This window comes from Rhodococcus sp. 15-649-2-2 (assembly GCF_002258645.1).
Lineage (GTDB): Bacteria > Actinomycetota > Actinomycetes > Mycobacteriales > Mycobacteriaceae > Rhodococcoides.
Map to the genome: position 1 here is coordinate 75154 of NZ_NPFM01000031.1, position 26828 is coordinate 101981.

Here is a 26828-nt window from a genome sequence, read left to right on the forward strand (position 1 = left end):
CCCGAGATCCGGGCCCTCATTCCACGCTAGGGGCCGACATCGATGTCCATCCCAGAACAACACCGAACAGCCACTTCGACGCCGCTACGAATTGCGTGCATCGGAGGCGGCCCAGGCGGTCTCTTCACCGCAATCGCGTTGGCGCACAGTGCACCCGACGCAACGGTCGAGGTTTTCGAGCGAAACCACGAGAGCGATGTATTCGGCTTCGGTGTCGTGTTCTCCGATGCCACGCTCGACAACATCGACCGAGTCGACCCCGTTCTGCGTGACACTCTTGCCGATCACGGCCGCCATTGGGACAGCATCGAAGTCCACGCCAAAGGCGAGGTCACTGCGGCCGGTGGCAACGGCATGTCCGCCGTGCATCGTCGGGTGTTGCTCGGGGCACTTCGGCACCGTGCTCTCGAATTGGGCGCGAAACTGCACTACTCGACCACCGCATCTGTGCAATCGCTCGACGAGGACGGCGGGTACGACCTGATCGTCGCAGCCGACGGCACCAACTCTGCATCCCGCGAGGTGTTCGCTTCGGACCTCGACCATTCGGTCGAACAAGCAACGGTGAAGTTCATCTGGTTCGGCACGACATTCCAATTCGACGGACTCACCTTCTTGCACAAGCAGTCCGAGCACGGAAATTTCGCCGTACACGCTTACCCGATCGGATCCGATCTGAGTACCTTCATCGTCGAGACGGACGAAGACACCTGGCGCAAAGCCGGTCTGGACGGGTTCGACATGTCGTCCCCTCCCGGCGAGTCGGATACCGTCTCGCAGCGCTACCTCGAAGAATTGTTCGCCGACCTTATCGACGGTGCGAGGCTGGTAGCGAACAATTCGCGTTGGGCCAATTTCAAAACTCGCCGCACCGCGCGTTGGCACAGCCGGACCGACCGCGGCACACCTGTGGTGTTCCTCGGCGACGCCATGCACACGGCCCACTTCTCGGTCGGATCGGGAACGAAGATGGCCATGGAGGATGCAGCCGTTCTCGCGCAGACCGTCGCCGAACACGCGCCCGATCTCGATGCGGCTCTGTCGGAGTTCGAGCAGATCCGGCGTCCCCAGGTGGCCAAGGTCCAGAATTCGTCGGTTCCCAGCCTTGCGTGGTGGGACCACTTCGGGGAGTACTACCGCGAACTGGAACCGTGGCAGTTCGGGTTCCATTTCTTCACGCGGTCCATCTCCGCCGAGAAGATACGAGTTCGAGACCCGCAGTTCGTCGAGGTTGCCGAACTCGCCTGGCACGAACAGCATGGTGCCGCACCGCTCGAGACTCCTCTGAAAGCAGGGGCGGTCGCGCTCGACTCGCGGCTTCTCTCTGTCACCGCTGGCACGGCAAACTCCGTGACACTCACCGACGGCACGTCGATTCTCGTTGCGAACCAGGCTGCGCACGAAGCCGAGCCACTGTTCTCGGCACCCGACTCCGACCGCACCGCTCTGGACGAAGACTCTCTCTCACGCCTCGACGAGCTGTGTGCTGGCGGACCGGGGGCCGTGATCATCAAAGGGGGGACCGAGCTGTCGCGGGTACTGGCCTCGGAGTACGTACGCCTGCGACACCACGTCGCAGCGATTGTGATCGAGCAGGAATCGTCTGTTCGCTCCCGCCGCGCTGTCGACCGAAGAGATTGTGCAGCAACACTGGTCCTGTCCGGCCGCGCTGATGCGGTCGCTTTCGACAAGCTGGACGAATCCGAGAGCGCCGCGGCACCGTCGAGGTCGGAACTATGACAACGACTCACGTTCCGCTGGCTGTCCCGGGCGCGGAAGATGCTGCAGATTCCCTCTCCGCGCTGTTCAGTCCGACGTCCATTGCGGTGTTCGGTGCCTCGAGTGCACCTGAAAAGCTCGGCTCGGTGATGCTCGCCGCCATCGACAGAGGAAGCCGCGGCGCTGTCACTACGTACGGAATCAATCCACGCGGTACCGCCGAGGGATTCAGCTCGTCGATCGCGGACGCAGTTCGATCCCACGGCACAGCAATAGATCTGGCGGTTCTGTGCATTCCAGCCGCCGCGACCCCCGCAGCGCTGCAGGAAGCGGCCGACGCCGGGGTGCGGGCAGCGTTGATCTGTTCCGGTGGCTTTGCAGAGGCCGGCGACGACGGCATCGAGCTGCAACGCCGGCTGAGGGACATCACGTCCGAAACCGGCATCCGATTGCTCGGTCCCAATACATCCGGGTTCTTCCGTCCCGGTCACTCCACGGTCAGCTTCGTCCCGACTGTCGAGCACATCGCCGCGGGTACGGTCGCCGTCGTCGCAGCGAGCGGGGGCATGAACCATGCGCTGTCGTTCCTGTTGTCCGAGAACGGCGTCGGTGTGGGCCTCGGTGTCGGTCTCGGTAACAGCGTGGACGTCACGAATGTCGACGTGCTGCGCTACCTCCAGCATGACGATGCGATCACAGCAGTCGCATTGCACGTCGAGTCCGTCGAAGACGGCCGCGCGCTGTTGTCGGCGGTCGCAGACGTGACTGCAGTGAAGCCAGTGGTGGCCATCGTGGTGGGTCGAAGTGATGTCTCCGCGTTCTCGGAGTCCCACACAGGTGCGCTCGCCACGTCGTGGCGGACTACGCGCGCACTGCTCACCGAAGCGGGTGCCGTGGTCGTCGACGACGAACACCACCTGGTGGATGCGCTCGCCGTACTCGGCCGTACGCGACTACCCGCGTCCGCATCTCCGGGAATAGGCCTAGTCACCGCACAGGCCGGTCCCGGATTGATGGTTCTCGATGCACTGCTGGCCGGCGGGGTACGTGTTCCGACGCTGTCCGACGCCACGCTGAGTCGATTGTCCGATCTGTTGCCACCGTTGACCTATCAGGCAAATCCCGTCGACACCGGCAGGCCCGCGGCCACCTTCGCGGACGTCCTCCGGGCGACGGCGGACGACCCGGACGTCGACGCGCTTGCCGTGTATGCCCTTGCCGAACCCGACGCGATCGACCTCGCCGACGCCGTCGGGACGTCCTCGGTGCACGAGCGGCTGCCCGTCGTGCTCGGTATCGGTGGACCACGAGAGGCGGTGTCCGCAGCAACCGTCTCTGCCGCGCTCCTCGATCTGCCGGTCCTCTCGAGCCCTACGTCGTTGGCCAACGGCGTGCGCGCCCTCGTCGAAGATGCAAAGCTCCGTTACGGTCGGGTGCATACCGAGGCGTTCGTTCCTCCCGCCGGACCTTCCATCACGCTTCCTGTCGACGAGGCAAGAGGCAAGGACTTGCTCGACGCGTTGGGTATTCGTACGCCCGATCGGCGTGTGGCCCACACCCGAGAGGACGCGCACCGAGCGCTCGCGGAACTCGAGCATCCCGTCGCAGTCAAGATTCTCGACGCGTCGGTTCTGCACAAGACCGAAATCGGCGGAGTCCACCTGTTCGTTCGCACGACAGAGGAACTGGACACCGCGTTGGACGCCCTCGATTCGATCGGGGCACCGGCGTACCTGCTCGAGACCATGGCCGGTTCCGGCGTCGATCTCTTCCTCGGTGTGCGGAGAGACTCAGTGTTCGGACCGATCGTCGTGGCAGGTTTGGGTGGAACCGCAGCAGAGGCGATCGGCGACGTGGCCATCCGCAGTGGTGAGCTCACGCTGTCCGCTGCGACGACGATGCTCGACGATCTCCACACGGCCGCTGTCCTGCATGGATGGCGCGGCGGACCGAGGCTGGACCGAAACGAGTTCGGCCGCGCAGCTGTCGCGTTGGCGGCCTACGTCTCGAATCACGACGAGATCGGCGATCTCGAAATCAATCCGTTGCGACTGACCTCGGACGGTCTGATCGCGCTCGACGCCGTCGTCGTCGGGGCCGGACACACTGCTACAGAAGGAGATCGGTGATGAGTACTCGGACCCCCGTCTCGATCGACGGTGTCGTGCCGTGGCCTGCCGACGATGCTCGCCGTTATCGCGAAGCCGGGTATTGGAGCGGTCGATCGTTGGGCTCGCACATCGTGGAGCAGGTCGAACTGCATCCAGACGCCGAGGCGCTGGTCGACGGCTCGATCAGGTTGACGTACCGCCAACTGTGGGACCGGTCGGCGTCGATGGGGCAAGCGCTTCTGAATCTCGATGTCGAACCTGGCGACAGAATTGTTCTGCAGCTTCCCAATTCGTGGGAATTTGTTGCTCTCACCCTGGGGTGCTTCCGCATCGGTGCCGTACCGGTGATGGCGCTGCCTGCTCACCGACGACACGAGCTGACGCACCTGGCGGCTTTGTCGGACGCCGTGGCCATCGTGGTCGCAGACACCGACAAGGACACCGACCTGAGGTCCACCGCGCAAGAGGTTGCGGCCGAGGTTGCGTCCGTGCGGGCGGTGTTGGTCCACGGTGACCTGAGTTCCGGGGAAAATACGTCGACTCCCGAGTTCAGCCTGGCGGATGCCTCGACGACGATTCCCTCGTTTTCCGATGCCGACTACGACCCCGCGGGCGAGGATGTTGCGTGCTTCCTGCTGTCCGGTGGGACGACCGGGCTTCCCAAGCTGATCGTTCGTACGCACGACGACTACGCCTACAACATCATTCGCTGTAACGCGATCTCCGAAATCACCTCGGACACCGTGTACCTCGGTGCGCTGCCGAGCAGTCACAATTTCCCGTTGGCCTGTCCAGGAATTCTGGGCACCTTGTTCGCGGGTGGACGCACGGTGATGCTTCCGTCGGCGAGACCGGACAGGGCATTCCTCGCGATCGACAGCGAGTCGGTGACCGTGGCAACGGTGGTACCCGCGGTGGCTCAGTCCTGGATCGAGTACCAGCGTGAGCATGGCACGTTGACCGGATCCAGCCTGAGGGTTCTCCAGGTCGGTGGTTCCCGGATGCCCGACGAATTGGCGGCGCGAGTGGAACCGGTCCTGGGCGCACGTCTTCAGCAGGTCTTCGGGATGGCCGAGGGTCTGATCAACATGACTCGATTGAACGACGACCTCGAGGTCATCACCAATACCCAGGGGCGGCCGGTCAGCGAGGCCGACGAGATCGCCGTTGTCGACGAGCTCGGGGAGCCGGTCGACGACGGAACTCCCGGAGCGCTACTGACCCGCGGTCCGTACACCCCACGCGGCTATTTCCGCGCGCCCGAACACAACTCTCGCGCTTTCACTGCGGACGGGTGGTACGCCAGTGGCGACATCGTGATCCGCCGACCCGACGGGAACCTCGTCGTGGCAGGTCGCGACAAGGACATGATCAATCGGGGTGGCGAAAAGATCTCGGCCGAGGAAGTGGAGAACTTCGCCTACCAGGTCGACGGCATCGAGATGGCTGCGGCCGTGGCAATGCCGGATCCAGTCCTGGGCGAGCGCCTGTGCTTGTACGTCTCCGTTGCCGCGGGTGCCCATGTGACTCTGGACGACGTTCTCGCGGTGATGAATTCCGCGGGTGTCGCTCGGTTCAAACTCCCCGAGCGGTTGGTGGTCGTGGATGCGATACCCACCACGAAAGTAGGCAAGTTGGACAAAAAGGCCATGCGTGAGGACATCCGCACACGACTCGACGCAGATCAGGAAGGCAACCGATGACCGACACCGAAGTGCACCCCGAGGACCCAGCACTCGAGCAGCTCTACCGCGACTTCGAGTCCGAGAATCTCATGCCGCTGTGGACCCAGCTCGGCGACCTGATGCCGATGTCACCGAAATCCAAAGCTGTTCCCTTCGTGTGGAAGTGGTCGACGCTGTACCCGCTGGCGCAGCGCGCAGGCGATCTCGTTGCCGTCGGTCGAGGTGGCGAGCGCCGTGCCATCGCGCTCGCCAACCCCGGCCTGGCGGGGGTCCCGTACATCACTCCCACGCTGTGGGCAGCGATCCAGTATCTCGGCCCCAAAGAGGTCGCACCGGAACATCGCCACGCGCAGAACGCGTTCCGCTTCGTCGTCGAGGGTGAAGGGGTGTGGACTGTGGTCAACGGCGACCCCGTCGCCATGCGGCGCGGCGACTTCCTGCTCACTCCGGGTTGGAACTTCCATGGGCACCACAACGAGACCGATCAGCCCATGGCCTGGATCGACGGACTCGACATTCCGTTCGTTCACTACACCGACACCGGCTTCTTCGAGTTCGGGTCCGAGAACGTCACCGACGATTCGACACCGGACATCTCTCGGTCCGAGCGTCTGTGGGCTCATCCGGGCCTGCGCCCGCTCGTCGGGCTCGACAGCAAATCGAGTTCGCCGATCGCCGCGTATCGGTGGGAGCACACCGATGCGGCGTTGAAAGCACAGTTGGACCTCGAGGACGAGGGGTTCGCGGCGACCACCGAACCGGGGCATGCCGCGGTTCGATACACCAATCCCACCAATGGCGGCGACGTCATGCCGACGATCCGAGCCGAGTTCCACCGACTTCGTCAGGGTGCGCACACGCGACCCCGACGTGATGTCGGCTCCACGGTGTATCAGGTGTTCGAGGGGAGTGGTCGGTTCGTTCTCGCCGGCGAACAGCGTTCGGTGTCGAAGGGCGACATGGTCGTCGTCCCGTCATGGACAGAATGGTCCATCGAAGCCGACACACAGTTCGACCTCTTCGCGTTTTCGGATGCACCGATCGTCGAGAAGCTGCACTTTGCCCGCACCGTATTTTCCGAAGGAGCTTGACCTCGATGAAACTCGCTACTCTGCGCCGAAACGGCACCACTACCGCAGTGCGCGTCGACAGCGACGATTCTGCCACCGTCATCGACGGCTACGTCGACTTGTCCGCCCTCCTGGACGAAGGGAACTGGCGTGAACTGGCCGAGAACGCGGACGGAGAACAGCTCCGATTGGCCGATGCGGATTACGCTCCCGTGGTTCCGCGACCGGGCAAGATCATCTGTGTCGGGCTGAACTACGCGAACCACATCAAAGAAATGGGCCGTGATCTTCCCGAGTACCCGACGCTGTTCGCCAAGTTCCGTGAAGCGCTGACGGGCCCGTACGACGACGTCGTGGTCCCGAGTTACGCAGCAGCACAGCTGGATTGGGAGGGCGAGTTGGCCTTCGTCGTCGGCAAGCAGGCCTACCAGGTGGCCGAGGCCGAGGCCGAGAGATACATTGCCGGCTACTCGATCATGAACGACTACACGATGCGCGACTACCAGTACCGCACGTTGCAGTGGGACCAGGGCAAGACGTTCGAGAGGACCAGCGGCTTCGGCCCCTTCCTCACCACGACGGATTCGTACACCTTCGGCGGCACGCTCGAGACGTCGTTGGAGGGGAAAGTCATGCAGACGACCACCACCGACGACCTCGTGTTCACGCCTGCAAAGCTGGTCGAGTACATCTCGCACATCGTGACTTTGCAGCCGGGAGACGTCGTGATCACCGGTACCCCGGGAGGCGTCGGACATGCCCGCAAGCCTGGCGTCTACATCCAGGACGGGCAGACCGTCGAGGTGACCATCGACGGTCTCGGCTCGGTCCGCAACAAGACCATTGTCAAGTAAGGCGCGTTCGAGGTGACCTTTCACGACATGTCGCTCGTCGAGCGGCTTCTGATCGCCCGGCGCGGTACTTCGTATCTCGCGCAGCGGCTCTCCGAGGTCACCGATTCCGAACTCGACGGCGCGACTCTGCTGGCGGGATGGACCGGGCGCCACCTGGTTGCGCACGTCGGCTACAACGCTGCGGCTTTGTGCAGGTTGATGGACTGGGCGTCGTCGGGTGAGGAGACGCCGATGTACGAGTCATCGCAGCAGCGCGGCCGTGAGATCGACGAGGGTTCCACGCTGTCGGCCGCAGCCATTCGAAACCTGTTCGACCACACGGTCGCGCGGCTCGACGAGAAGTGGCGAACTGCGTCCGAGTCAGCGTGGGCGGCCGAGGTCAGGACGGCTCAGGGCCGCACGGTCCCAGCGTCGGAAACGATCTGGATGCGGACTCGCGAAGTGTGGATCCACGCGGTGGATCTCGGCAACGGTGGGCGGTTCGCGGACTTTCCCGAGGTGGTGAACGAGGGCTTGCTCACCGACATCGTCGGGATGTGGCGCAAGAAGGGTGAAGGAAGTGGGTTGGTCCTGGCAGTGGACGGGCGTGAGCCCATCGCAGTGACCGACGAGGCGACGACCACGACCGTCAGCGGTGGACTCGAGGCAGTGACCAGGTGGGCGGCAGGGCGTGGATCGATCGGTTCGACGGTCGACGGCGCGATCGACGAACCGCCTCGGTGGCTGTGAGGCAACGGATCAGCGACGCGCAGCAGAGCCCTCGAGTATCGATGTGAGCCAGGCTCGTTCTGCGCGGCTCGTTTCGCGCGCGACGAGCAACAGGCCACGCCGGTAGACGTCCGGAATCTCTTCGGCTCGAACGGTTCGATCCTCGTCGTAGAAGAAACTGGCCGGCTGCTCCAGGAAGTCCAGTCGTCGGCGCAGCACTGCGTGTTGTTCCTCGACCGACGGTACGAGGGACAAGAAGGTCAACACCACGATGAACCGCGAGAAATCCGAGACTTCGTTGGCCTGTGGATCTCGCAGCCGTGCCACCAACGCATCTCGCCCGTCGTCGGTGATGGTCAGCACGTACCGTGCCGGGCCCGCGCCGGGTTCGGCACGTCGTTCCAGCAATCCATCCCGATGCAGGCGTTTGATCGCCGGATACAGGGTGCCGTCGCTCACCGGCCTGGCATATCCCGTCAGCTGCGCGACCCGGCGCTTGAGTTCGTATCCGTGCAGGGAGCCTTCGGACAGAAACCCGAGGATGGTGAGTTCCAACATGGGGCCATTGTGTCAGAACTACCTCGGTTCGATGCGTACATCGAACCGAGGTACTGTGGTCGGGTACCGGCGAATTTCCTCTCCTCCTCTGTAAGGGTTTCGATGACTACCAGTTTCGATCTCGAACGCACCGCGCTGGTTCTTGTGGATCTGCAGAACGACAACGTCCACGCGGACGGCGCGTATGCCTCGTTCGGGGCGGCCGACCACGCACAACACCAGAACCTCGAAGAGCACGTGCGCGAGCTGCTGGCCTTCGCTCGCGAGAAGTCCATCCCGGTGATTCACAATCACATCGTGTCTCTACCCGGCCGACCGTTCGGCGGAAGCAACGCTCCGATCTTCAAGCTGATCGGACCGGACTCGCTGAAATTGGGTTCGTGGGGAGCTCGAGCACTCGACGGTCTCGAAGCGCGTGAAGACGAGCCGGTCCTGATTCGTAACCGCATGAGCGCCTTCAACGGCACCATGCTCGACACACTTCTTCGTAACCTCGGAATCAAGGATGTTCTGGTCGCGGGCGTCTGGACCAACATGGCCGTCGAGCACACCGTTCGCGATGCGGCCGACCACGGCTACCGTCCGATCCTCGTCACCGATGCGACCTCGAGCCTCAGTCAGGAATGGCAGCATGCCGCCGAAAGCTTCGCACTGACCAATATTTCCGAGTTCGCGACCACCGCAGAGGTTCTCGCGCAGACCGCAACAGCATGATCGCCGCGTGGTACGACTCGCAGGGATCGGCGCACGAGGTTCTCGAGGTCGGAACGCTGCCGACGCCCGAGCCAGGGCCCGGGGAGGTCCGGGTACGGGTGCAGCTTACTTCGGTGAATCCCGGTGACACCAAGAAGCGACGCGGATGGCTCGGGTCATCGATGTCCTATCCGCGAGTCGTGCCACACAGCGACGGTGCAGGGTTCGTCGACGCTGTCGGGTCGGGTGTCGAACAGTCGCGGGTGGGGGAGCGCGTCTGGGTGTTCGGTGCCCAGTCGTATCGCGCATTCGGAACAGCTGCGCAATTCACCGTCGTGTCCGAGTGGCAAGCGGTTGCGCTGCCGGCTTCCGTAGCGCCCGAAGTGGGCGCTTGCCTGGGGATTCCGGGTATCACCGCCCACCGCGCCGTGTTCGGCGACGGCAGTGTCGAGGGAAAAACTGTTCTGGTCCACGGAGTACTGGGCGGTGTCGGTTCATTGGCTGCTCAGCTCGCGCGGTGGAAAGGCGCGACCGTGATCGGAACGGTGCGTACCGCTGCGGACCTCGAACAGGCCCGGGCGTCAGGAACGAGATTCGCGGTCGCGCTGGACGATCCCGACGCAGTTACCCAGGTACGCGAATTCGCCGGAGGTGGAGTCGACCGCATCGTCGAAGTGTCGTTCTCGGACAACATCGACTTCGATGCGACAGTGGCGAAGAACGACACCGTTATTGCCGCGTACGGCACACGGGACGCGCGCCCGAGCCTGCCGTTCTGGCCGATGTTGTTCGACAACATCACCATTCGGCTGCTGGGTAGCGACGACTTCTCGCAGGAAGTGAAGATGACGGCCGCCCGCGATCTCACCGACGCCGCTTCCGTGGGAGCACTGTCCATCTCCGTCGACGATCCACTGCCTCTCGACCGAATTGCCGACGCTCACGACCGAGTCGACGCGGGCACTCGGTCGAGAGTCGTCCTGCAGATTCCGGAGTGATCAACCACCGAGCTTGCGGGTGACCTCGGGAATGACTTTGTCGGCAATGTATTGGATTCGTGCGGAGCCGGATTCGACGGACTCGCCCGGTAGTTGAGCCCAGTAGTGGAAGTCGCGGATCTGGGGGAACTCGGTGGCCATGGTCACCAGTTCGTCGATCGCCATCGAGGCGTCCATGAGTTTGTAGGCACCGGCATCGAGTAGGTGCTGAGGGCTGTCGAACGACGACGGCTGATCGGGGCCCTCGAATGAGCCCCATTCGATGTACTTGTTCATCTGGTAGAGCGCGTGTTCGCCGACCTCGGCCCACGTGCGTTCCGGATCGTCGGCCACCACCGTCCATTGGCTGGCGTAGATGCGGGCATCGTCCACGTTCTTCCCGTGCCGCTCGATCGACTGCTGGTAGTCCGTGAAGTGGGCGTTTTGCAGAGTGATGACACCGTCTGCCAGTCGAGCGGCGCGATCGATTCCCACCGGAGACTGTGCTCCGATCAGAATCCTCGGGGGCGTCTCGGGTAGCGGCGTCACCGGCAACGCAGGTACCGAGAACCGCTTGCCTTCGTAGGCTTCACCGGTGCCGGCCCAGGCGTGCCGAATCACGGCAATGGCGTCCTCGAGAAGGCTGGGGCGCTGCTTGACCTTTCGCCCGAATGCGGCGAATTCCTTCTCGTGATAGCCGAGGCCGAGTCCCAGCTCGAAACGGTTGTCGGTCAAGAACGACAGAGCTGCCGCATCCTCGGCCAGACGCATCGGTTCGTGTAGTCCCGCCACGATGATGTTGGTACCGATGCGCATGGTCTTCGTGCGAGTACCGATTGCCGCGGCAACGACCAGGGGAGACGACGCGTAATCGTCCTCGGCGAAATGATGCTCGCTCAACCATGCTGACCCGAAACCGAGTGATTCGGCCCAGACGACCTGGTCCACCGATTCTCGATAGAGAGAACCCAATGGTTTCCGCCATTGAGCCGGATTGCGGAAGTCGTACCACAGACCGAAGGTCGGAACCTGGTACAGCGAAGCAGTTGGGTTGAGCGAGTTCATCATTCCTCCACGTTGAGTAAGGCGAACATCAAACGAAAAGCATGCCGCCGTCGATGAGGGCGGACTGTCCTGTCATGTAGTTCGAGTCGGGTCCGGCCAAGTACGAGACGTACGCCGCAACGTCGTCGCCGGTCGAGACGCGTCCGAGGGTGATGCCGGCAGCCATTGCCTTCATCGACTCGCCCTTTCCGACACCGTTGATGGCACCGAGGTCGCGGTCCACCTCGACCCACATGTTGGTATCGACGATGCCGGGGCAGTAGGCGTTGACGGTGATGCCGTGTTCCGCCCACTCCTGCGCAGCTGCCTGGGTCAGGGCGCGGACTCCGAACTTGGTCGAGCTGTAGATGCCGAGCAACGCGAATCCCTTGTGGCCCGCGATGGACGAGGCTCCGATGATCTTTCCGCCATGCCCCTGCTTGATCATCTGACGCGCTGCTTCGGTGTAGCAGAGGAAGATTCCGCGGCCGTTGACAGCGTGGAGGCGGTCGTACTCCTCCGGTGTCACGTCGAGAAGTGCCTTCGTCTGGGCGATCCCGGCGTTGGCCACCAGGATGTCGAGCGATCCCAGCTGTTCGGCGGTGTCGGTCATGAGCGCCCGCACCGAATCTGGATCGCTGACGTCGCCGGTCAACGCGGCGGTCTTCACTCCGTGTGCGGCGACCTCGGTCCGAGTTTTCTCCAGCTCTTCCGACATCGAGGGCAGGTCGGACAGTGCGATGTCGTGTCCGTCCTGTGCGAGGCGCAGCGCGATGGCTTTGCCAATTCCGCGTGCCGAGCCGGTGATGTGTGCGACGGTCATGGTCGTCTCCTGAATCATGTTGTGTGAGCTGTGAAGTGGTGGATGTCAGGCTGTCGGATCGACGAGGAGCTTCATCTTGCGTCCGGCCCGCAATTCCTCGAACCCGCCGTCGACGACGTCTCCGAGAGCGATCGTGTCGACCCAACCGGTGGTGTCGTAGTGGCCCTTGGCCATCAGGTCGATCACCGAGCGGTAATCATCACCGGTGTAGCAGATGGTGCCCTGAATGCGCCGCTCCCGAAGAACGAGGTTGATCAGGGGTGTCGAGAGAGGCTTGTCGTAGATCGCCACACTGATCAGGGGGCGTCGCTCGCCGACACAATCCAGTGCCGACTCGACTGCGGGAGCTACGCCGGCTGCGTCGAACGCGGCGTCGACGCCGTCTCCGTCGGTTCGATCGGCGATGAGGGCGGGAACGTCGACCGACATCGGATCGAGGGTGCGAGCCCCGAGTGCTTCGATGGACTTGCGTCGAGTCTCCGACGGTTCGACGACGTCGATCTCGGTCAATCCCATGCCGCGCAACGCAAACCAGATGCCGATGCCGATGGGGCCGGCACCGTAGACCAGCGCGCGGCTCTGGTCGCCGACCTCACCCAGTACGGCTGCGTGATAGGCCACCGACATGGGTTCGACCAGCGCGCCCATCTCGACCGGAATCGAATCCGGAAGCTTGTGAACCTGGTTGCGGGGAACCACCGTGTACTCGGCCATCCCGCCGTCGGCCATCAATCCGTGGAAGCCGATCGACTTGCACAGGTTGTACTGGCCGTTGCGACAGGGGCGGCATTCGCCGCAGCGGTAGATGGGTTCGATAGTGACCGCGTCACCCTCGGCGACGTCGTCGACGCCCGCTCCGACAGCGGTCACAATGCCCGAGAACTCGTGCCCGAGAACCACCGGCATGGCTTTGTGAGTCAATGGATGCGGGTCGGACGGCGGGATGAAGATAGGACCGTCGTAGAACTCGTGAAGATCGGTGCCGCAGATACCGTTACGGGACACGCGGATCTTGACCTGCCCCGGACCGGCTTCGGGCTCGGGCACGTCTTCGATCTCTACCTTGTGATTGCCGTAGTACACAGCTGCGCGCATGGTTCTTCTCCTGAGATGAGTTGATGCAGTTGACGAGTCAGAGGGTGCGAACGAGCTTCTTGTTCGCGAATTCGTCGAGCCCGAATCGACCGAGCTCTCGGCCGATGCCGGAAGTCTTGACTCCGCCGAACGGCATGTCGGGCGCGCTCTTGATGGTGGTGTTGATGCCGACCATACCGACGTCGAGCCGGTCGGCGACGTACGCAGCTTCGCTGTCGTCCGTGGTGAACACGGCACTGCCGAGACCGAACGGGGAATCGTTGGCGAGATCGATGGCGGCGTCGGTCGAGTCGACCTTGTGCAGCACCGCAACCGGTCCGAACAGTTCTTCCCGGTATGCCCTCATATCCGGCGTGACACCGGAAAGCACGGTCGCGGGGTAGTAGGCACCGTCGCCGTCGGGGACGGTTCCACCGAGGTGCACCGTGGCACCCTTCGAAACGGCGTCCGCGACCTGCTCTGCGATTTCGTCGCGTCCGCCGATGGACGACATCGGACCCAGTCGCGTAGCGGGATCCGTCGGGTCACCCATCGACCACGACTGCGCCGCCGAAACGAACCCGTCGAGGAACTCGTCCCACACCGAGGCGTCGACAATCATCCGCTTGGACGAGGTGCATGCTTGGCCTGCGTTGCCGAATCGACCGGGGACAGCCGCGGCGACAGCATCATCGAGGTCGGCGCCGGCGAGCACGAGGAACGGGTCCGAGCCGCCGAGTTCGAGTACTGCCTTTTTCATGTACTTGCCGGCGAGCTGTCCGATGATGCTGCCCGCGCGTTCCGATCCGGTGAGCGAGACCCCCTGAATTCGGGGGTCGGCGATGAGATCGGCTATCTGGTCGCTGGAGGCAAAAATGTTCCGGTACACACCCTCGGGGCTTCCTGCATCACGCAACATCGCCTCGACGGCCAACGCCTGTTGCGGGCAGTTGCTGGCATGCTTGAGTAGAATCGTGTTGCCCAGCAACAGGTTCGGCGCTACGAATCGGGCAACCTGGTAGTAGGGAAAATTCCATGGCATGACGCCGACGAGTGCTCCGATGGGTGCCGTACGCACCAATGCTCGTCCGGAACCGGCAATGTCGAGTTCCTCGTCCGCGAGCAGGTCCATACCCTTGGTCGCGTAGTACTCGAAGATCGACGCGGAGAGTTTCACTTCGCCTCGGGCCTGTGCGATCGGTTTGCCCATCTCGAGTGTCATCAACTCGGCGAGTTCGGTTTCGCGTTCGCGATGCAGATCGGCGACCCGCTGGAGAACCGAAGCGCGTTCGGCCACTTCGGCGGTCCGCCATGTTCGGTACGCGGCGTCGGCGGCGGAGAGCAATGCCATCACCTGCTCGTCGGACTCGGTCTCGAACTTCGCCACGATGGTGCCTGTAGTGGGATCGGTGCTTGCGTACTTGCTCATCGGCATGTCTTTCGTTGCAGGACGCCGGCCGGGCGACCGGTGTAGGTCACCCGGACGGCGTGATCGATGCAGTGTCCTCGAGTGAAGGGTCAGGCAGGCTCGAGCGCGTCCGATTGCGTCAGGAAGCTCGGGTAGCCGGATGCCTTCTCGTTGTCGAGCACCGAGCGATACTCCTTGATGCCGCCGAGGTAGAACATGACCGTGCGCTTCTTGCCGGGGATGTTGGCACCGAAGATCCACGACGCAGCTTTCGGGAACAACGTCTGGTCGGCGATGTCGGCGCAGATATCGGTCCATTCTGTTTCGATGTCCGGCTTGGCCTCGATCCAGCCCATGGAGTTGTTCTCGATGGCCCCGATGGTGTCCGAGATCCACTCGACCTGTGTCTCGATCGACGGCGGCAGGTTCGTGAAAGGTCCGTTCGGTCCGAGGATCATGAACATGTTCGGGAACCCGGTGGTGGCCATTCCGAGGTAACTGGTCGGCCCGTCCTGCCAGTGTTCCTTGAGGCTTTCGTCGTTGCGTCCGCGGATGTCGACCTTGACGTAGTTGCCGTCGACGGCGTCGAAGCCGGTGGCGCAAATCAGTACGTCGATCTTGTGCAGTTCCCCATCTTCGGTGACGATGCCTTCGGCTGTCAGTTCGCGGATGGGGTTCTCGCCGACGTGAACCAGAGAGACGTTGTCCCGGTTGAACGTTTCGTACAGGCCCGAATCACACAGTGGTCGGCGGGCGTAGAGATCGGTGGGCGTCAACTTGCGTCGAGTCTCCGGATCCTTGACGATCTCGGCGATCTTGGAACGGATGAATTTCGCCGCTTCCTCGTTCGCTTCGGGATTGGTAGCGATGTCGCAGAACGTCTCGAACATGAAGCGGAACCCGCCGCCCTCGTCCCACGTCCGCTGGAAGATCTGCTGGCGTTCCTCGGCAGAGACGCTGAACGTCTCGATCTCACTTTCGACGAATCCCATTGCGACGCTTGAATTGCGGACCTGGTCCCAGTTGGCCTCGAAGTTCTCTTTCTGCCGTGCCAATTCCTCGTTGGACAACACGCGGTTGCCCGCAGGAACGCTGTACTGAGGGGTGCGCTGGAACGAGGTGAGATGCCCGGCGATCGGCGCGACCGCGGTGATCACCTGACCTCCGGTGGACCCGTTGCCGATGACTCCGACTCGCTTGCCGGTCAGATCCAAATCCTCGGGCCATGCGCCGGTGTGCACCAACCGGCCCGCGAAGTTCTCGATGCCCGGAAAATTCGGCACATTCGTCGCCGACAGGAGGCCGAGGCCGTTGACGAGATACTTGGCCTTGTAGGTGATTCCACGGTCGGTGGACACGGTCCAGGTTCCGGCAACCTCGTCGAATCGGGCCGCGGTCATGGTGGTCTCGAGCGCGATGTCTTCGCGCAGCGAGTAGCGGTCGACGACGCCGTTGAGGTACTCCAGGATCTGGGGCTGGCGAACGAACTTCGTGTTCCAGGTGGTTTGGTCGTACAGATCGCGGTCGAACGAGTACTGGTAGACGAAGCTCTCCGAGTCCGACAGGGCCCCCGGGTACTTGTTCCAGAACCAGGTACCGCCGACACCGGCGGCCTTGTCGATAGCGATGGCGGTCAGTCCGAGTTCACGCCGTAGCTTGTAAAGCATGTAGATCCCGCCGAAGCCGCATCCGACGACGAGTGCGTCGATCTCACGGATCTGATCGGGTTCGTGTGACGCCATGTGATTGCTCCTCCGGTCTTGCGACCTGTGTGGTGTAGTTCACTTCCTCTGGTCACAATGGTGAGGTGGAGCACAGGTGTCTGGTGTGTACCAATCTGGAACACCCGGATATGACTGTGCTGAACTGCAGTTATGCGCGTATGGCAGTAATGGAATAGTGATTGTTGCGACCTGTGAGTGTTCAGGTGGCGGATGAACAACTGGTTAGAGGGCGAGAACCTATGAGTGATGCGGTGCGCGAGGCGAAGCGGCACCTGATGCGCGCAGGCCTGCTGTCCGGTGCTCCCGACGAGGGGGTGGTTCCGGACCTGATCTTGCGCAGCTGGCGTCGCTCGATAGGCAACAGCGCGGACAGCACGCTGCCATCGCAGAAGTTCGACGAGATCGATACCGACTCGATTCTGCGCCGCGCAGCAGATCCGGTACTCGACCGATGGCAGGACCAGCTGGTGGACACCGGCACGACATTGTTTCTCAGCGACCGCGCAGGCAGCATCGTGGCGAGGCGCGCTAGCGATCGAGGATTGCAGCGAAAACTGGACCGAGTGAACGCGGCCGAAGGGTTCGACTATTCGGAAGACTCGATCGGGACCAACGGTCTCGGTACGTCGATGGTCGAAGGCCGAGCGGTGTACATCGAAGGCAGCCAGCACTTCAACGAGTCGCTGTCCGTGCTGGCGTGTGCCGCCGTTCCGGTCTACACGCCGTCGGGCCTGGTGATCGGATCGGTCTCGCTCGGGGGACCGTTGGCCATTGCGAATTCTCTGATGGTCACCCTCACCAAGGAAATCGGTCAGCAGATCGAAGAACGATTGAAGGCGGCAGCACGACCGCAGGACCTCGCGTTGGCAATGTCGTTCATGCGTTACGCCAACTCTCGTCGTCCCACGGTCATCATGGATCGCGAGTCGCTGCTGGCGAATACACCCGGACTGCCCTATGTGAGCGTCGACTCGCACGTGCTCCTGTGGGATCGCCTCAGCGCACACAACTGGGCGGTCGCGAGCACGGCCCGCTGGGATATCGAGTCAGGCGCGGTGGCGGTGACAGCTCGGCGAGTCGTCGAAGGAGCCCGCGACTACTACGTGCTGCACTTCGCTCCCGTTCCTCGAGACGAGGTGCCGACGGCCGCCCCCATCGGTCCCAGTGCACACGGAGACAGTGCTTCGCGAGAGGCGGCACAGGCGGCGGTGACGGTGATCGACGGTCCTCGTGGATCCGGTCGTGCATCGCGGGCGCTGGATGCACGCGCCGGTCGAGGAGAAGGCGGAGAACTCGAGGTAGTCGTTCTGTCGACAGACACCGCAACGCCCTGGTCTGCTGTGGCAGACCTGCTCGAGGGCGGCCGAGATGTCCTGGTACGAAGACTGGAGTCGGTGCATGACCACGAAGCGGTGGTGGTCGCAACCCTGGTTCGGGAACACCGCGCGGCTGTTGCAGCCGGTCGGCGGAATCAACTGTTGATCACCAGCTGTGCCGAGGCATCCTCACCGGAAGTCGCTGCACTGGTCGATCATTGGGGTATCGACGCCAGAACGGAAGCTCTCTCCGCCGCCCCGGATCGCATTCCGGGGCTCGTCCGAAGCATTCTCGATCAGGTGGATACAACGCGGCGGCATTCGATGTCTCCGACAGCTCTGCAGTCGTTGATGCAGTGGGAATGGCCCGGCAATATCGCAGAGTTGACGGCGACCGTGACCACCCTTGCGTCGAGTGTGACTGCGTCGGTGATCGAGCGTCACCACCTGCCCGAACACCTCCAACGAGCGCCGTCACGTCGGAAGATGACGATGATGGAATCGGCCGAGCGTGATGCCATCGTCGAGGCATTGGACCGCGCTGGTGGCAACAAGTCGATGGCAGCAGAGCTCCTCGGGATCGGCCGAACTACCCTCTACCGCCGTTTACGTCAGCTCGGTCTGGACGACGGTGAGGCGTCGCTGTAGGTGCCGCTCACGAGCCGCTCTCGTCGAGAGCGACGACCTTGTCGAGTACCACGCGCAGCGCTGGGTTGGTGTTGTCTCGGCGCCACGCGGCTCTCATGTCCACATCTGCTGTGGTGTCGTCCAGGGGGACGAACACGACGTGCGGGTCGGTGACGTTGCTGGCCACCGAGGCCAGGGTCAGGTGGCACCCCACCTCGGCGGATACCAGGGCGAGGGCAGTCTGAGTGTCGGGAGCGATCTGAACGACGTCGGGGACGAAGCCGTGCGCGTCCGCCAATCGGCGGAGTCGATCAGGGAGTACCGATCCTTCGTGCAGCGGCAGGGATACGAAGTGTTCCTGTGCCAGCTGCCCGATTCCGACGTGCCGTGCGTCGGCCAGCGGATGTGTGTCGGCGATTGCGACGACGAGATGATCTGGCATCACGACCTGGGACTCGACGGTGGACGGAATGACGTCCCATCTGCCGAGTGCAATGTCGGTGTCTCCACCCAGAAGCCGTTTCATGGCCGGCTGGGCGAAGTTCTGGCTGGAGAGTTCGAGTTCGATACCCGGGTGCTGAGACCGAACGAGTCGAGCGAGTCTCGCGACCATGCGATGCGTCGACACACCCGCGAACGCGATGCGGACGAGGCCGGTCTCGCCGCCGTCGGCCGATAGGACAGCGTTCTCGGCGGTGCGCATCGCTTCGAGCACTGCGCGGGCGGGGTCTATCAGGGCCTGACCGCTGGCAGTCAATTTCACCGAGCGGGTGTTTCGGTCGAACAGGGTGGCACCGAGGTGCTTCTCGAGCTGCTTGATCGTGCGACTCAAGGGCGGCTGCGCGACATGCAAGCGCGCGGCGGCACGGCCGAAGTGCAGCTCCTCGGCTACGGCGAGGAACGCGCGGAGCTGCTCGACGTCCACCTACCCTCCTTTATTGCCAAAATTGTCAAAACAGAAGTACCAATTAAGTATTGGACTGATAGTAATGCAGTAACCGATAGTTGTCCCATGGATACGCTGAATCCCGATGTACCGGACGACGTCTTCGCGGACGTGCTGAAGCAGATCTCCCACTTCGTGCGCTCACGTGTGGTGCCGCGTGAACTCGAGATCATGAACACCGATTCGATTCCCGACGATCTGCGGAAACAGTCCGCAGAGATGGGGCTGTTCGGCTACGCGATCCCGCAGGAGTGGGGCGGGCTCGGCCTGAACCTGATCCAGGACGTCGAGTTCGCGATGGAGCTCGGCTACACCGCGCTGTCGCTGCGATCGATGTTCGGCACCAACAACGGGATCGCCGGCCAGGTGCTCGTGGGATTCGGTACCGAGGAGCAGAAGGCGAAATGGTTGCCGGGCATGGCATCCGGCGACATCGTCGCGTCCTTCGCGCTCACCGAGGACGGGGCCGGGTCCAATCCGGCGGGGCTACGGACCACCGCGAAAGTCGACGGCACCGGGTGGGTCATCAACGGCAGCAAGCGATACATCACCAATGCACCGATCGCGAACATGTTCGTCGTCTTCGCGAAATTGGACCCGAAACCGCAGAGCGGCAACGGCATTGCAGTATTCCTGGTCCCTGCCGACACCGCCGGGATCGAGGTGGGCGTCAAGGACGCGAAGATGGGGCAGCAGGGCTCCGGCACGGCCGACGTGAACTTCACCGACGTACGCGTCGAGGCCGACGCACTGGTCGGCGGGAACGGCGACATCGGCTACAAGGCGGCGATGACCTCGCTGGCCCGGGGGCGGGTGCACATTGCCGCGCTGGCCGTCGGGCAGGCGCAGCGTGCCTTGGACGAGTCGGTGTCCTATGCCGCGGCATCCACTCAGGGTGGCGAGCCGATCGGCAACTTCCAGCTGGTGCAGGCGATGATCGCCGATCAGCAGGTCGGTGTCATGGCGGGCCGGGCGATGGTGCGTGAGGCTGCGCGGGCGTGGGTGCAGGAGACCGATCGCCGTATTGCGCCGTCTGCGGTGAAGTTGTTCTGCACCGAGATGGTCGGCAAGGTCGCCGATCTCGCGGTCCAGATTCACGGCGGTGCCGGATACATGCGTGAGGTGCCGGTCGAGCGCATCTACCGTGATGTGCGCTTGCTCCGACTGTACGAGGGCACCAGCGAGATTCAGCGACTGATCGTCGGTGGCGGCCTGATTCGGGCCGAACAGAAACGCAACTCGTGAACGCACCACTCGAAGGCTTCACCGTCGTCGCGATAGAGCAGGCCGTCGCAGCTCCGCTCGCCACCCGGAATCTCGCCGATCTGGGTGCCCGTGTCATCAAGATCGAACGCACCGACGGCGGAGACCTGGCGCGGGGTTACGACCACGCCGTTCACGGCACCGGAGCGCACTTCGTGTGGCTCAATCGGGGTAAGGAATCGCTTGCGGTCGATCTGAAGTCGGTGCAGGGACGCCACATCGTTCGAGAACTCATCGACCGAGCCGATGTGTTCGTGCAGAACCTCGCTCCTGGTGCGGCAGAGCGTCTCGGCTTGGGTGCCGACGAATTGCGCACGGCGAATCCGCACTTGGTCGTCGTCAACATGTCCGGGTTCGGCAGGGGTGGTCCTATGCAGGATCGTAAGTCCTACGACATGCTGATCCAGGCCGAGTCGGGCTTGATCTCCATCACCGGAACACCGGACGAGCCGGCCAAGACCGGAATACCCACCGCCGACATCGCCACCGGAATGTATTGCGCACAATCGGTTCTCGCGGCGTTGCTGCGGCGCGGACGAACCGGCGAAGGCGCGACCATCGACGTGTCCATGCTCGATTCGACCGTGGAGTGGATGGGCCACGCGATGTACACACAGATGTACACCGGCACGCAACCGCAGCGTATGGGTGTGAGCCACAGTTCCATCGCGCCGTACGACGCCTATCCGACGAGCGACGGTCAAATCCTGATCGGTGTACAGAACGACCGTGGCTGGTACACGCTCGTCTCGGAGGTACTGGGCGTCCCCGAGTTGGTGGACGATGTTCGATTCGCGACGAACGTGCTGCGCGTACAGAACCGCACCGAATGCGACGCTGTCGTCGCCGCCCGCACATCGCTCTTCACGACAGTCGAGCTGGACGCGAAACTGGCGTCGGCCGGTATTCCTGCGGCCCAGGTCAAACAGATGGATCAGGTCGTTTCCCATCCTCAACTTGTCGAACGTGACCGTTGGCGCACGGTCGGTACCGAACACGCCACAGCACAGGCGCTGCTGCCTCCGGCTACATTCGCCGATCACGAAGCTCCGATGGGCGATGTTCCAGCACTGGGTCAACACACCCGCGCACTGCTGATCGAATCCGGTTGCTGCCCCGACGAAGCGGACGGCATTCTGCGCCAGGGTATTGCCGTGCAGAACGCAGCCTTCGATGCGTACTTCGCACGATGACCGTCGGCACCACCACAGAACAGGACATTTCATGATTTCAGGTCGTACAGCCGTCATCACCGGTGGCGCTCAGGGCATCGGTTTGGCCATCGCCACGATGTTCGCCGAGAACGGCGCGAACATCGTCATCGGTGATCTCGACGAGTCCAAGGCCAAGGAAGCCGCAGACGCTCTACCCACCCCTGCAGTCGGCGTTCGCTGCAATGTCACGTCCGCCTCCGACGTACAGGCCCTGGTGGACACTGCCGTCACATCGTTCGGGTCTATCGACATCATGGTCAACAACGCGGGAATCACTCGCGACGCGACCATGCGGAAAATGACAGAGGAGCAGTTCGATCAGGTGATCGATGTGCATCTCAAGGGTTGCTGGAACGGCACGAGAATCGCAGCAGGCTTCATGCGTGAGAACGGCGGTGGATCGATCATCAACCTGTCGTCGATCTCGGCCAAGGTCGGCTTCGTAGGGCAGAGCAACTACTCGGCGGCCAAGGCCGGAATTGTGGGACTTTCCAAAGCGGCAGCGAAAGAAGTTGCACACCTGGGTGTTCGGGTCAATGTCATTCAGCCGGGACTGATCAAGACGGCGATGACCGAGGCCATGCCGCAGAAGGCGTGGGACCAGAAGATGGCGGAAATACCGATGCAGCGTGCCGGGGATCCGCGGGAAGTGGCATCGGTAGCTCTGTTCTACGCGTCCGACCTGTCGTCCTACATGACCGGCACCGTCTCCGAGGTTACCGGCGGGCGCTACATGTAGCGATCGATCGTCCCCTCGTAATCCCATCCCGCCCTGATAAGGAACTTCATGCCCGACGCTGTCATTTGTGAACCGCTACGCACACCTGTCGGTGGATTCGGGGGAGTGCTCCGCGATGTGTCACCGCAGCAGCTCGCCGCCGTGGTGATCAAAGAACTGTGCGCGCGTACCGGACTGGAGGGCGGTGCCATAGACGACGTCATCCTGGGACAGGCCTCGCCGAACGGCGAAGCACCTGCAATCGGACGGGTCGCCGCACTCGATGCAGGCCTCGGTATCGAGGTTCCAGGTCTACAGGTCGACCGTCGGTGCGGATCCGGACTGCAGGCCGTCCTACAGGCGTGCATGCAAGTACAAACGGGCGGTAGCGATCTGGTGCTCGCCGGTGGTGCGGAAAGTATGAGTCAGGCCGAGTTCTACGCAACCGGAATGCGATGGGGGATCAAGGCCGAATCGGTGGCGCTGAGCGATCGACTGGCCCGAGCCCGTGTCACTGCAGGCGGGACAAACTTTCCTGTTCCCGGCGGAATGATCGAAACCGCCGAGAATTTGCGAGCAGAGTTTTCGATCAGCCGTGAGGACCAGGACGAGCTCGCCGTCCAGTCGCATCAGCGCGCAGTGGCCGCGCAGAAGAACGGAGTGTTCGCAGAAGAGATTGTGGGAGTGCCGGTTCCGCAGCGGCGCGGCGATCCGATTGTGGTCGACACCGACGAACATCCGCGTGCCGACACCACTGTCGAGAGTCTGGCGAAGCTACGTCCAATGCGCGGGAAAATCGATCCGGCCTCGACCGTCACAGCAGGTAATGCCAGCGGTCAAAACGACGGTGCTGCGCTCGCGATCGTGACGACTCCGGAGCGCGCAGCCGAGCTCGGGCTACGTCCGATCGCGCGGTTGGTGAGTTGGTCCGTTGCCGGTGTACCGCCACGGACGATGGGAATCGGACCGGTCCCGGCTTCCGAGAAGGCTTTAGGTCGCGCGGGGTTGACCATGGCCGATATGGATGTCATCGAGTTGAACGAAGCCTTTGCCGCACAAACTTTGGCAGTCCTGCGAACGTGGGGGATCGAGCCGGACGATCATCGGCTGAACTCGAACGGCTCGGGCATTTCACTCGGCCACCCGGTCGGTGCCACAGGAGGCCGGATTCTCGCGACTCTCCTTCGCGAAATGCGGCGGCGTGGTTCCCGGTATGGACTGGAAACGATGTGCATAGGTGGCGGGCAGGGTCTTGCTGCTGTCTTCGAGAACATCTCTCGGTAGGAGCGTCAGTCCCCGTCTGGTGCTCGACAAACTCGGAGTTGTGGACTCCAATTACTAGAGGCTGCACAGAGTGGTGGACACCCTTGGTGCTTGGTGGCTGTAGACCGTTCCCCGCGGTGTCTCCGGTATCGAGAGTGCCGCGAGCGTGTCACTACTCGGTGCAACAGGCGGTGGATCGGGATGTACGGCTGTGGACTATAAATCCTGCTCAGGGGATGTGCGTTGGGTCCGGGTGGGTCCATCGACATATGGTCGATCTAGCTGGGGGTCAAGTGGTCGCAGGTTCAAATCCTGTCAGCCCGACACATTGCAGTTCAGAGGCGGTTCCGAAGAAGGGGCCGCCTTTTTCGTTCGGGTGCTGCGTGACTGTCACCCGTCGGTCTGGATGATTCCTCTGGAACTGAGTGTGAGCGTGCCCAGGGCGTTGAGATTTCCGAGCGCGAGAATCCTTTGCTGTCGGTGCTCTGTGCGACTCTGCACGGCATGGCGATATGCATGGCGTGCGATCTGGAAATGCTCGATTCGGTGGGTTGTACTTGGCGGCCCAGTCGAATACGCAACGGGAGAGCAAGTGTCACGACTGCGGCACCCCACCGGGAGCGCTTCATCACCCGGGGTGTGACGGCGAGCGGTGCCGGTGTGGCCAGATGCTCTCATGCGGCAGCGGGTGCGCAGTGGATGAGTGCGAACGTGAAGACGGCCACGACTACGTCGACGCGAGCTGCAGGTGGTGCAACGAACCGCTCGGGCAGCTTCGCGTGGTGGACGGCCGATGCCCCTGCGGCCTGCTGACTGTGGTGCCGGTGGTTCGTCTCCGTCCCGGAGGTGGTGAGAAAACTCAGGTCGATTGCAGCAGAACTGTTGCTGCACAAGCGGAACGATGGCAGTACTTCGTGACGGTATCTGGCTGATGCATCGGTCGATTGTCGAGCGCTGACCGGACGTCGCCGGCGACACTGCGACTGAAAGCCACGAGCCGTAGCGAATGCCATCACTCCGGCGACAGCAAGAGGCACATCGCATTGCATACGGGCTTTCGCGATTCAAGGTGCGACTCGCGGGTGTAGAACTGAAGTATGACCGAGCAGTGATGTTTCGCTGCGAGGGTTGTCATGCGGACCGTCCGCTACGCGTCGACCATGCCCCGAGGTCGTGCGCGGAAACGACACCAGCGCCCGAAGGAACACGATGTCCGAACTGGCACAGACCCGCCCAGGAATCGACGTACCCGCTCCGCCGGTGTTCGAGTCGGTGGACGACGAAAGGCAGCACCGAAAGCAACGACTTGCGGCCGCTTTCCGGCTCTTCAGTCAGTGCGGCTTCGACGAAGGGGTGGCGGGGCATATCACCGCTCGTGACCCAGAGAAGACCGACCACTTCTGGGTCAACCCCTTCGGTATGCATTTCAGCATGATCAAAGCAAGCGATCTCATCCTGGTTGATCACGACGGTCAGATCGTCGAAGGTAACCGTCCGGTCAACCGTGCTGCTTTCGTCATCCACTCCCAGGTGCATGCGGCTCGACCGGACGTGGTTGCGGCCGCACACGCACATTCTTTGTACGGCAAGGCGCTCTCGAGCCTGCGGATGGGGCTGGCACCTCTGACTCAGGACGCTTGCGCGTTCTACGACGACCACGCCGTGTTCGACGACTACACGGGTGTCGTTGCCGAGTTGGAAGAGGGGAGAAAAATTGGTGAAGCACTCGGTCAGCGCAAGGCGATTGTGCTGTCGAACCACGGTCTGCTCACGGTCGGTCGGACCGTGGACTCCGCGGCGTGGTGGTTCATCACAATGGAGCGATCCAGTCAGGCGCAGCTCATCGCCATGGCAGCAGGTGAACCGAAACCGTTGGATGACGTGACGGCGAAGTTGACGTACAACCAGGTGGGTCTCGAGTACGCGGGGTGGTTCCAGTTTCAGCCGATGTACGACCGAATTGTCGCGCAGCATCCGGAGTTGATGGACTGAACTACATCCGCGACTTCGTCTCGGTTTGAGCCGCCGAAACTCCGCTCAGCGGAGCGGCTTCGAGACTTCGCGACGACTGCAGCTCGACGTTCTTCGATCAGCGGTTTTGTGACGACACTGTGCCTTCGGGTGCCGAAGACTCTGCCGAACATCGTCTGTCGGGTCGCAACGCGAGTTCGATTCGCAGCGCTGCAATTTGAGAGGTCAGGTCCGCAACCTGTTGCTGGGTCGCAGCCTGGTTCGCGTCGTCCTGTTCGGCGACCTTCTGGACGAGCCACGACGCCAGGGTTGCCGTGACTAATCCGAGCAATGCGATGCCCGCAACCATCAGCCCGACGGCGATGAATCGGCCCGTCGCTGTTGATGGTGAGAAGTCTCCGTAGCCGACCGTCGTGATAGTCGTAGTTGCCCACCACAGGGCATCGGGGAAGGTCTTGATACTGCCGGCCGGTGCGGCGCGTTCGGCGTCGAACATCGCGAGTGACGCGACAAAAACCAGCATCAAGGTTCCGGCGACGGCATAGGTGACTACCCGACCACGGAGAGCGCCTCCGATCGAGCGTTGCAGCAAACTGACCAAGGTGAGGAGCCTTAGCAGTCTCAGCGGACGCAGTACCGGCAGCGCGACGATTGCGAGTTCGTGTAGGTGCAGAAGAAACCAGCGCGTGCGTTTTTCCGCAAGGGCAAGTCGCACGAGGTAGTCGATCCCGAACAATGCCCAGATCCCGAGGATCGCGTATTCGGCGACGTGTGCCTCCGTGCCTGTCGGCTGGCTCAGCACAGTCCATGTGTAGATCGCAAGGAACGTCAAAGCTGATACGGCAAGCGGCCATTCGGTTGCTCGCTCCCACTGCTGATAGTTCATGAGCGGGGACTGTACTGCGGGACCCGGGGCCTGGCCCGACCCATTTCCATGCTCGGCCCAGATTGCGCCGGGCGGTCGGTAGGTCGAATGAATGAATTGTCGAGCGAGGACGACTATCGCCGAAGCGGTTTTGCATAAGCTGCACGGTTCGAGTCCGTTTTGTCCGACAGGAGCGT

Annotated in this window: 22 protein-coding genes; 14 read left to right on the top strand and 8 right to left on the bottom strand. The window is 62.7% G+C overall.

What is annotated here, in order from left to right; genetic code table 11:
* Positions 1-42: 42 nt before the first annotated feature.
* From CH305_RS21270 to CH305_RS21295, 6 genes are read left to right on the top strand one after another with little or no spacing between them, the layout of a single operon-like run.
* Positions 43-1740 carry an FAD-dependent monooxygenase gene (locus CH305_RS21270; RefSeq protein ID WP_094704841.1) on the top strand — a complete coding sequence of 566 codons (1698 nt, stop codon included), beginning with the start codon at positions 43-45 and terminating at the stop codon, positions 1738-1740.
* A complete protein-coding gene (locus CH305_RS21275; RefSeq protein ID WP_094704842.1) occupies positions 1737-3848 on the top strand; it encodes an acetate--CoA ligase family protein in 2112 nt (703 codons plus the stop codon). The genes CH305_RS21270 and CH305_RS21275 overlap by 4 nt, the downstream gene beginning before the upstream one ends.
* Positions 3848-5533, top strand: a complete 1686-nt coding sequence (locus tag CH305_RS21280) for a (2,3-dihydroxybenzoyl)adenylate synthase (RefSeq protein WP_094704843.1) — start codon at positions 3848-3850, stop codon at positions 5531-5533. The genes CH305_RS21275 and CH305_RS21280 overlap by 1 nt, the downstream gene beginning before the upstream one ends.
* The gene (locus CH305_RS21285) at positions 5530-6606 is read left to right on the top strand and encodes a cupin domain-containing protein (protein WP_094704844.1); all 1077 of its coding nucleotides are present in this window, start codon (positions 5530-5532) and stop codon (positions 6604-6606) included. Before CH305_RS21280 ends, CH305_RS21285 begins: the two co-directional genes overlap by 4 nt.
* 5 nt (positions 6607-6611) lie before the next feature.
* Positions 6612-7439 (top strand): fumarylacetoacetate hydrolase family protein, encoded by an 828-nt coding sequence (locus CH305_RS21290; RefSeq protein ID WP_094610299.1) that lies wholly within the window; start codon positions 6612-6614, stop codon positions 7437-7439.
* A 12-nt stretch (positions 7440-7451) separates the two neighbouring features.
* Entirely contained in the window at positions 7452-8168 is a 717-nt protein-coding gene (locus CH305_RS21295; protein WP_094704845.1) for a maleylpyruvate isomerase family mycothiol-dependent enzyme, read from the top strand.
* 9 nt (positions 8169-8177) lie between these two features.
* On the opposite strand, the gene CH305_RS21300 is transcribed toward CH305_RS21295, so the two are convergent.
* The gene (locus tag CH305_RS21300; protein WP_094704846.1) at positions 8178-8705 is read right to left on the bottom strand and encodes a PadR family transcriptional regulator; all 528 of its coding nucleotides are present in this window, start codon (positions 8703-8705) and stop codon (positions 8178-8180) included.
* A 102-nt stretch (positions 8706-8807) separates the two neighbouring features.
* Here CH305_RS21300 and CH305_RS21305 point away from each other — a divergent pair, with 102 nt between their 5' ends.
* Entirely contained in the window at positions 8808-9419 is a 612-nt protein-coding gene (locus CH305_RS21305; RefSeq protein ID WP_094704847.1) for an isochorismatase family cysteine hydrolase, read from the top strand.
* Positions 9416-10396 carry an NADPH:quinone reductase gene (locus CH305_RS21310; protein WP_094704848.1) on the top strand — a complete coding sequence of 327 codons (981 nt, stop codon included), beginning with the start codon at positions 9416-9418 and terminating at the stop codon, positions 10394-10396. The genes CH305_RS21305 and CH305_RS21310 overlap by 4 nt, the downstream gene beginning before the upstream one ends.
* On the opposite strand, the gene CH305_RS21315 is transcribed toward CH305_RS21310, so the two are convergent.
* The 5 genes from CH305_RS21315 to CH305_RS21335 form a co-directional block, all read right to left on the bottom strand.
* Positions 10397-11443 (bottom strand): LLM class flavin-dependent oxidoreductase, encoded by a 1047-nt coding sequence (locus tag CH305_RS21315; protein WP_256983942.1) that lies wholly within the window; start codon positions 11441-11443, stop codon positions 10397-10399.
* A gap of 25 nt (positions 11444-11468) precedes the next feature.
* Positions 11469-12242 (bottom strand): SDR family oxidoreductase, encoded by a 774-nt coding sequence (locus CH305_RS21320; RefSeq protein ID WP_094641632.1) that lies wholly within the window; start codon positions 12240-12242, stop codon positions 11469-11471.
* Positions 12243-12287: 45 nt separating this feature from the next.
* Positions 12288-13337, bottom strand: a complete 1050-nt coding sequence (locus CH305_RS21325; protein ID WP_094610304.1) for a 2,3-butanediol dehydrogenase — start codon at positions 13335-13337, stop codon at positions 12288-12290.
* Between the two features lie 37 nt (positions 13338-13374).
* A complete protein-coding gene (locus CH305_RS21330) occupies positions 13375-14745 on the bottom strand; it encodes an NAD-dependent succinate-semialdehyde dehydrogenase (protein WP_094705216.1) in 1371 nt (456 codons plus the stop codon).
* An 89-nt stretch (positions 14746-14834) separates the two neighbouring features.
* Positions 14835-16466 (bottom strand): NAD(P)/FAD-dependent oxidoreductase, encoded by a 1632-nt coding sequence (locus tag CH305_RS21335; protein ID WP_094704849.1) that lies wholly within the window; start codon positions 16464-16466, stop codon positions 14835-14837.
* A gap of 221 nt (positions 16467-16687) precedes the next feature.
* Here CH305_RS21335 and CH305_RS21340 point away from each other — a divergent pair, with 221 nt between their 5' ends.
* Positions 16688-18412, top strand: a complete 1725-nt coding sequence (locus tag CH305_RS21340; protein WP_094704850.1) for a sigma-54-dependent Fis family transcriptional regulator — start codon at positions 16688-16690, stop codon at positions 18410-18412.
* A 7-nt stretch (positions 18413-18419) separates the two neighbouring features.
* On the opposite strand, the gene CH305_RS21345 is transcribed toward CH305_RS21340, so the two are convergent.
* Positions 18420-19316, bottom strand: coding sequence for a LysR family transcriptional regulator (locus CH305_RS21345; protein ID WP_037150315.1), 897 nt, complete (start codon positions 19314-19316; stop codon positions 18420-18422).
* A gap of 87 nt (positions 19317-19403) precedes the next feature.
* Here CH305_RS21345 and CH305_RS21350 point away from each other — a divergent pair, with 87 nt between their 5' ends.
* The 5 genes from CH305_RS21350 to CH305_RS21375 all read left to right on the top strand — a co-directional run bounded on the left by CH305_RS21350 (position 19404) and on the right by CH305_RS21375 (position 25787).
* Positions 19404-20582, top strand: a complete 1179-nt coding sequence (locus tag CH305_RS21350) for an acyl-CoA dehydrogenase family protein (protein WP_094704851.1) — start codon at positions 19404-19406, stop codon at positions 20580-20582.
* On the top strand, positions 20579-21793 hold the full coding sequence (locus CH305_RS21355; RefSeq protein ID WP_094610309.1) for a CaiB/BaiF CoA-transferase family protein: 1215 nt from the start codon (positions 20579-20581) through the stop codon (positions 21791-21793). The genes CH305_RS21350 and CH305_RS21355 overlap by 4 nt, the downstream gene beginning before the upstream one ends.
* 31 nt (positions 21794-21824) lie before the next feature.
* The gene (gene fabG / locus CH305_RS21360; protein WP_094704852.1) at positions 21825-22553 is read left to right on the top strand and encodes a 3-oxoacyl-ACP reductase FabG; all 729 of its coding nucleotides are present in this window, start codon (positions 21825-21827) and stop codon (positions 22551-22553) included.
* Positions 22554-22601: 48 nt separating this feature from the next.
* Positions 22602-23816 (top strand): acetyl-CoA C-acetyltransferase, encoded by a 1215-nt coding sequence (locus CH305_RS21365; protein WP_094704853.1) that lies wholly within the window; start codon positions 22602-22604, stop codon positions 23814-23816.
* A 1188-nt stretch (positions 23817-25004) separates the two neighbouring features.
* Positions 25005-25787, top strand: coding sequence for a class II aldolase/adducin family protein (locus tag CH305_RS21375; protein ID WP_094610403.1), 783 nt, complete (start codon positions 25005-25007; stop codon positions 25785-25787).
* Positions 25788-25884: 97 nt separating this feature from the next.
* Here the strand turns inward: CH305_RS21375 and CH305_RS21380 are convergent, their stop codons facing one another.
* Positions 25885-26652 carry a potassium channel family protein gene (locus tag CH305_RS21380; RefSeq protein ID WP_094610404.1) on the bottom strand — a complete coding sequence of 256 codons (768 nt, stop codon included), beginning with the start codon at positions 26650-26652 and terminating at the stop codon, positions 25885-25887.
* Positions 26653-26828 lie beyond the last annotated feature (176 nt).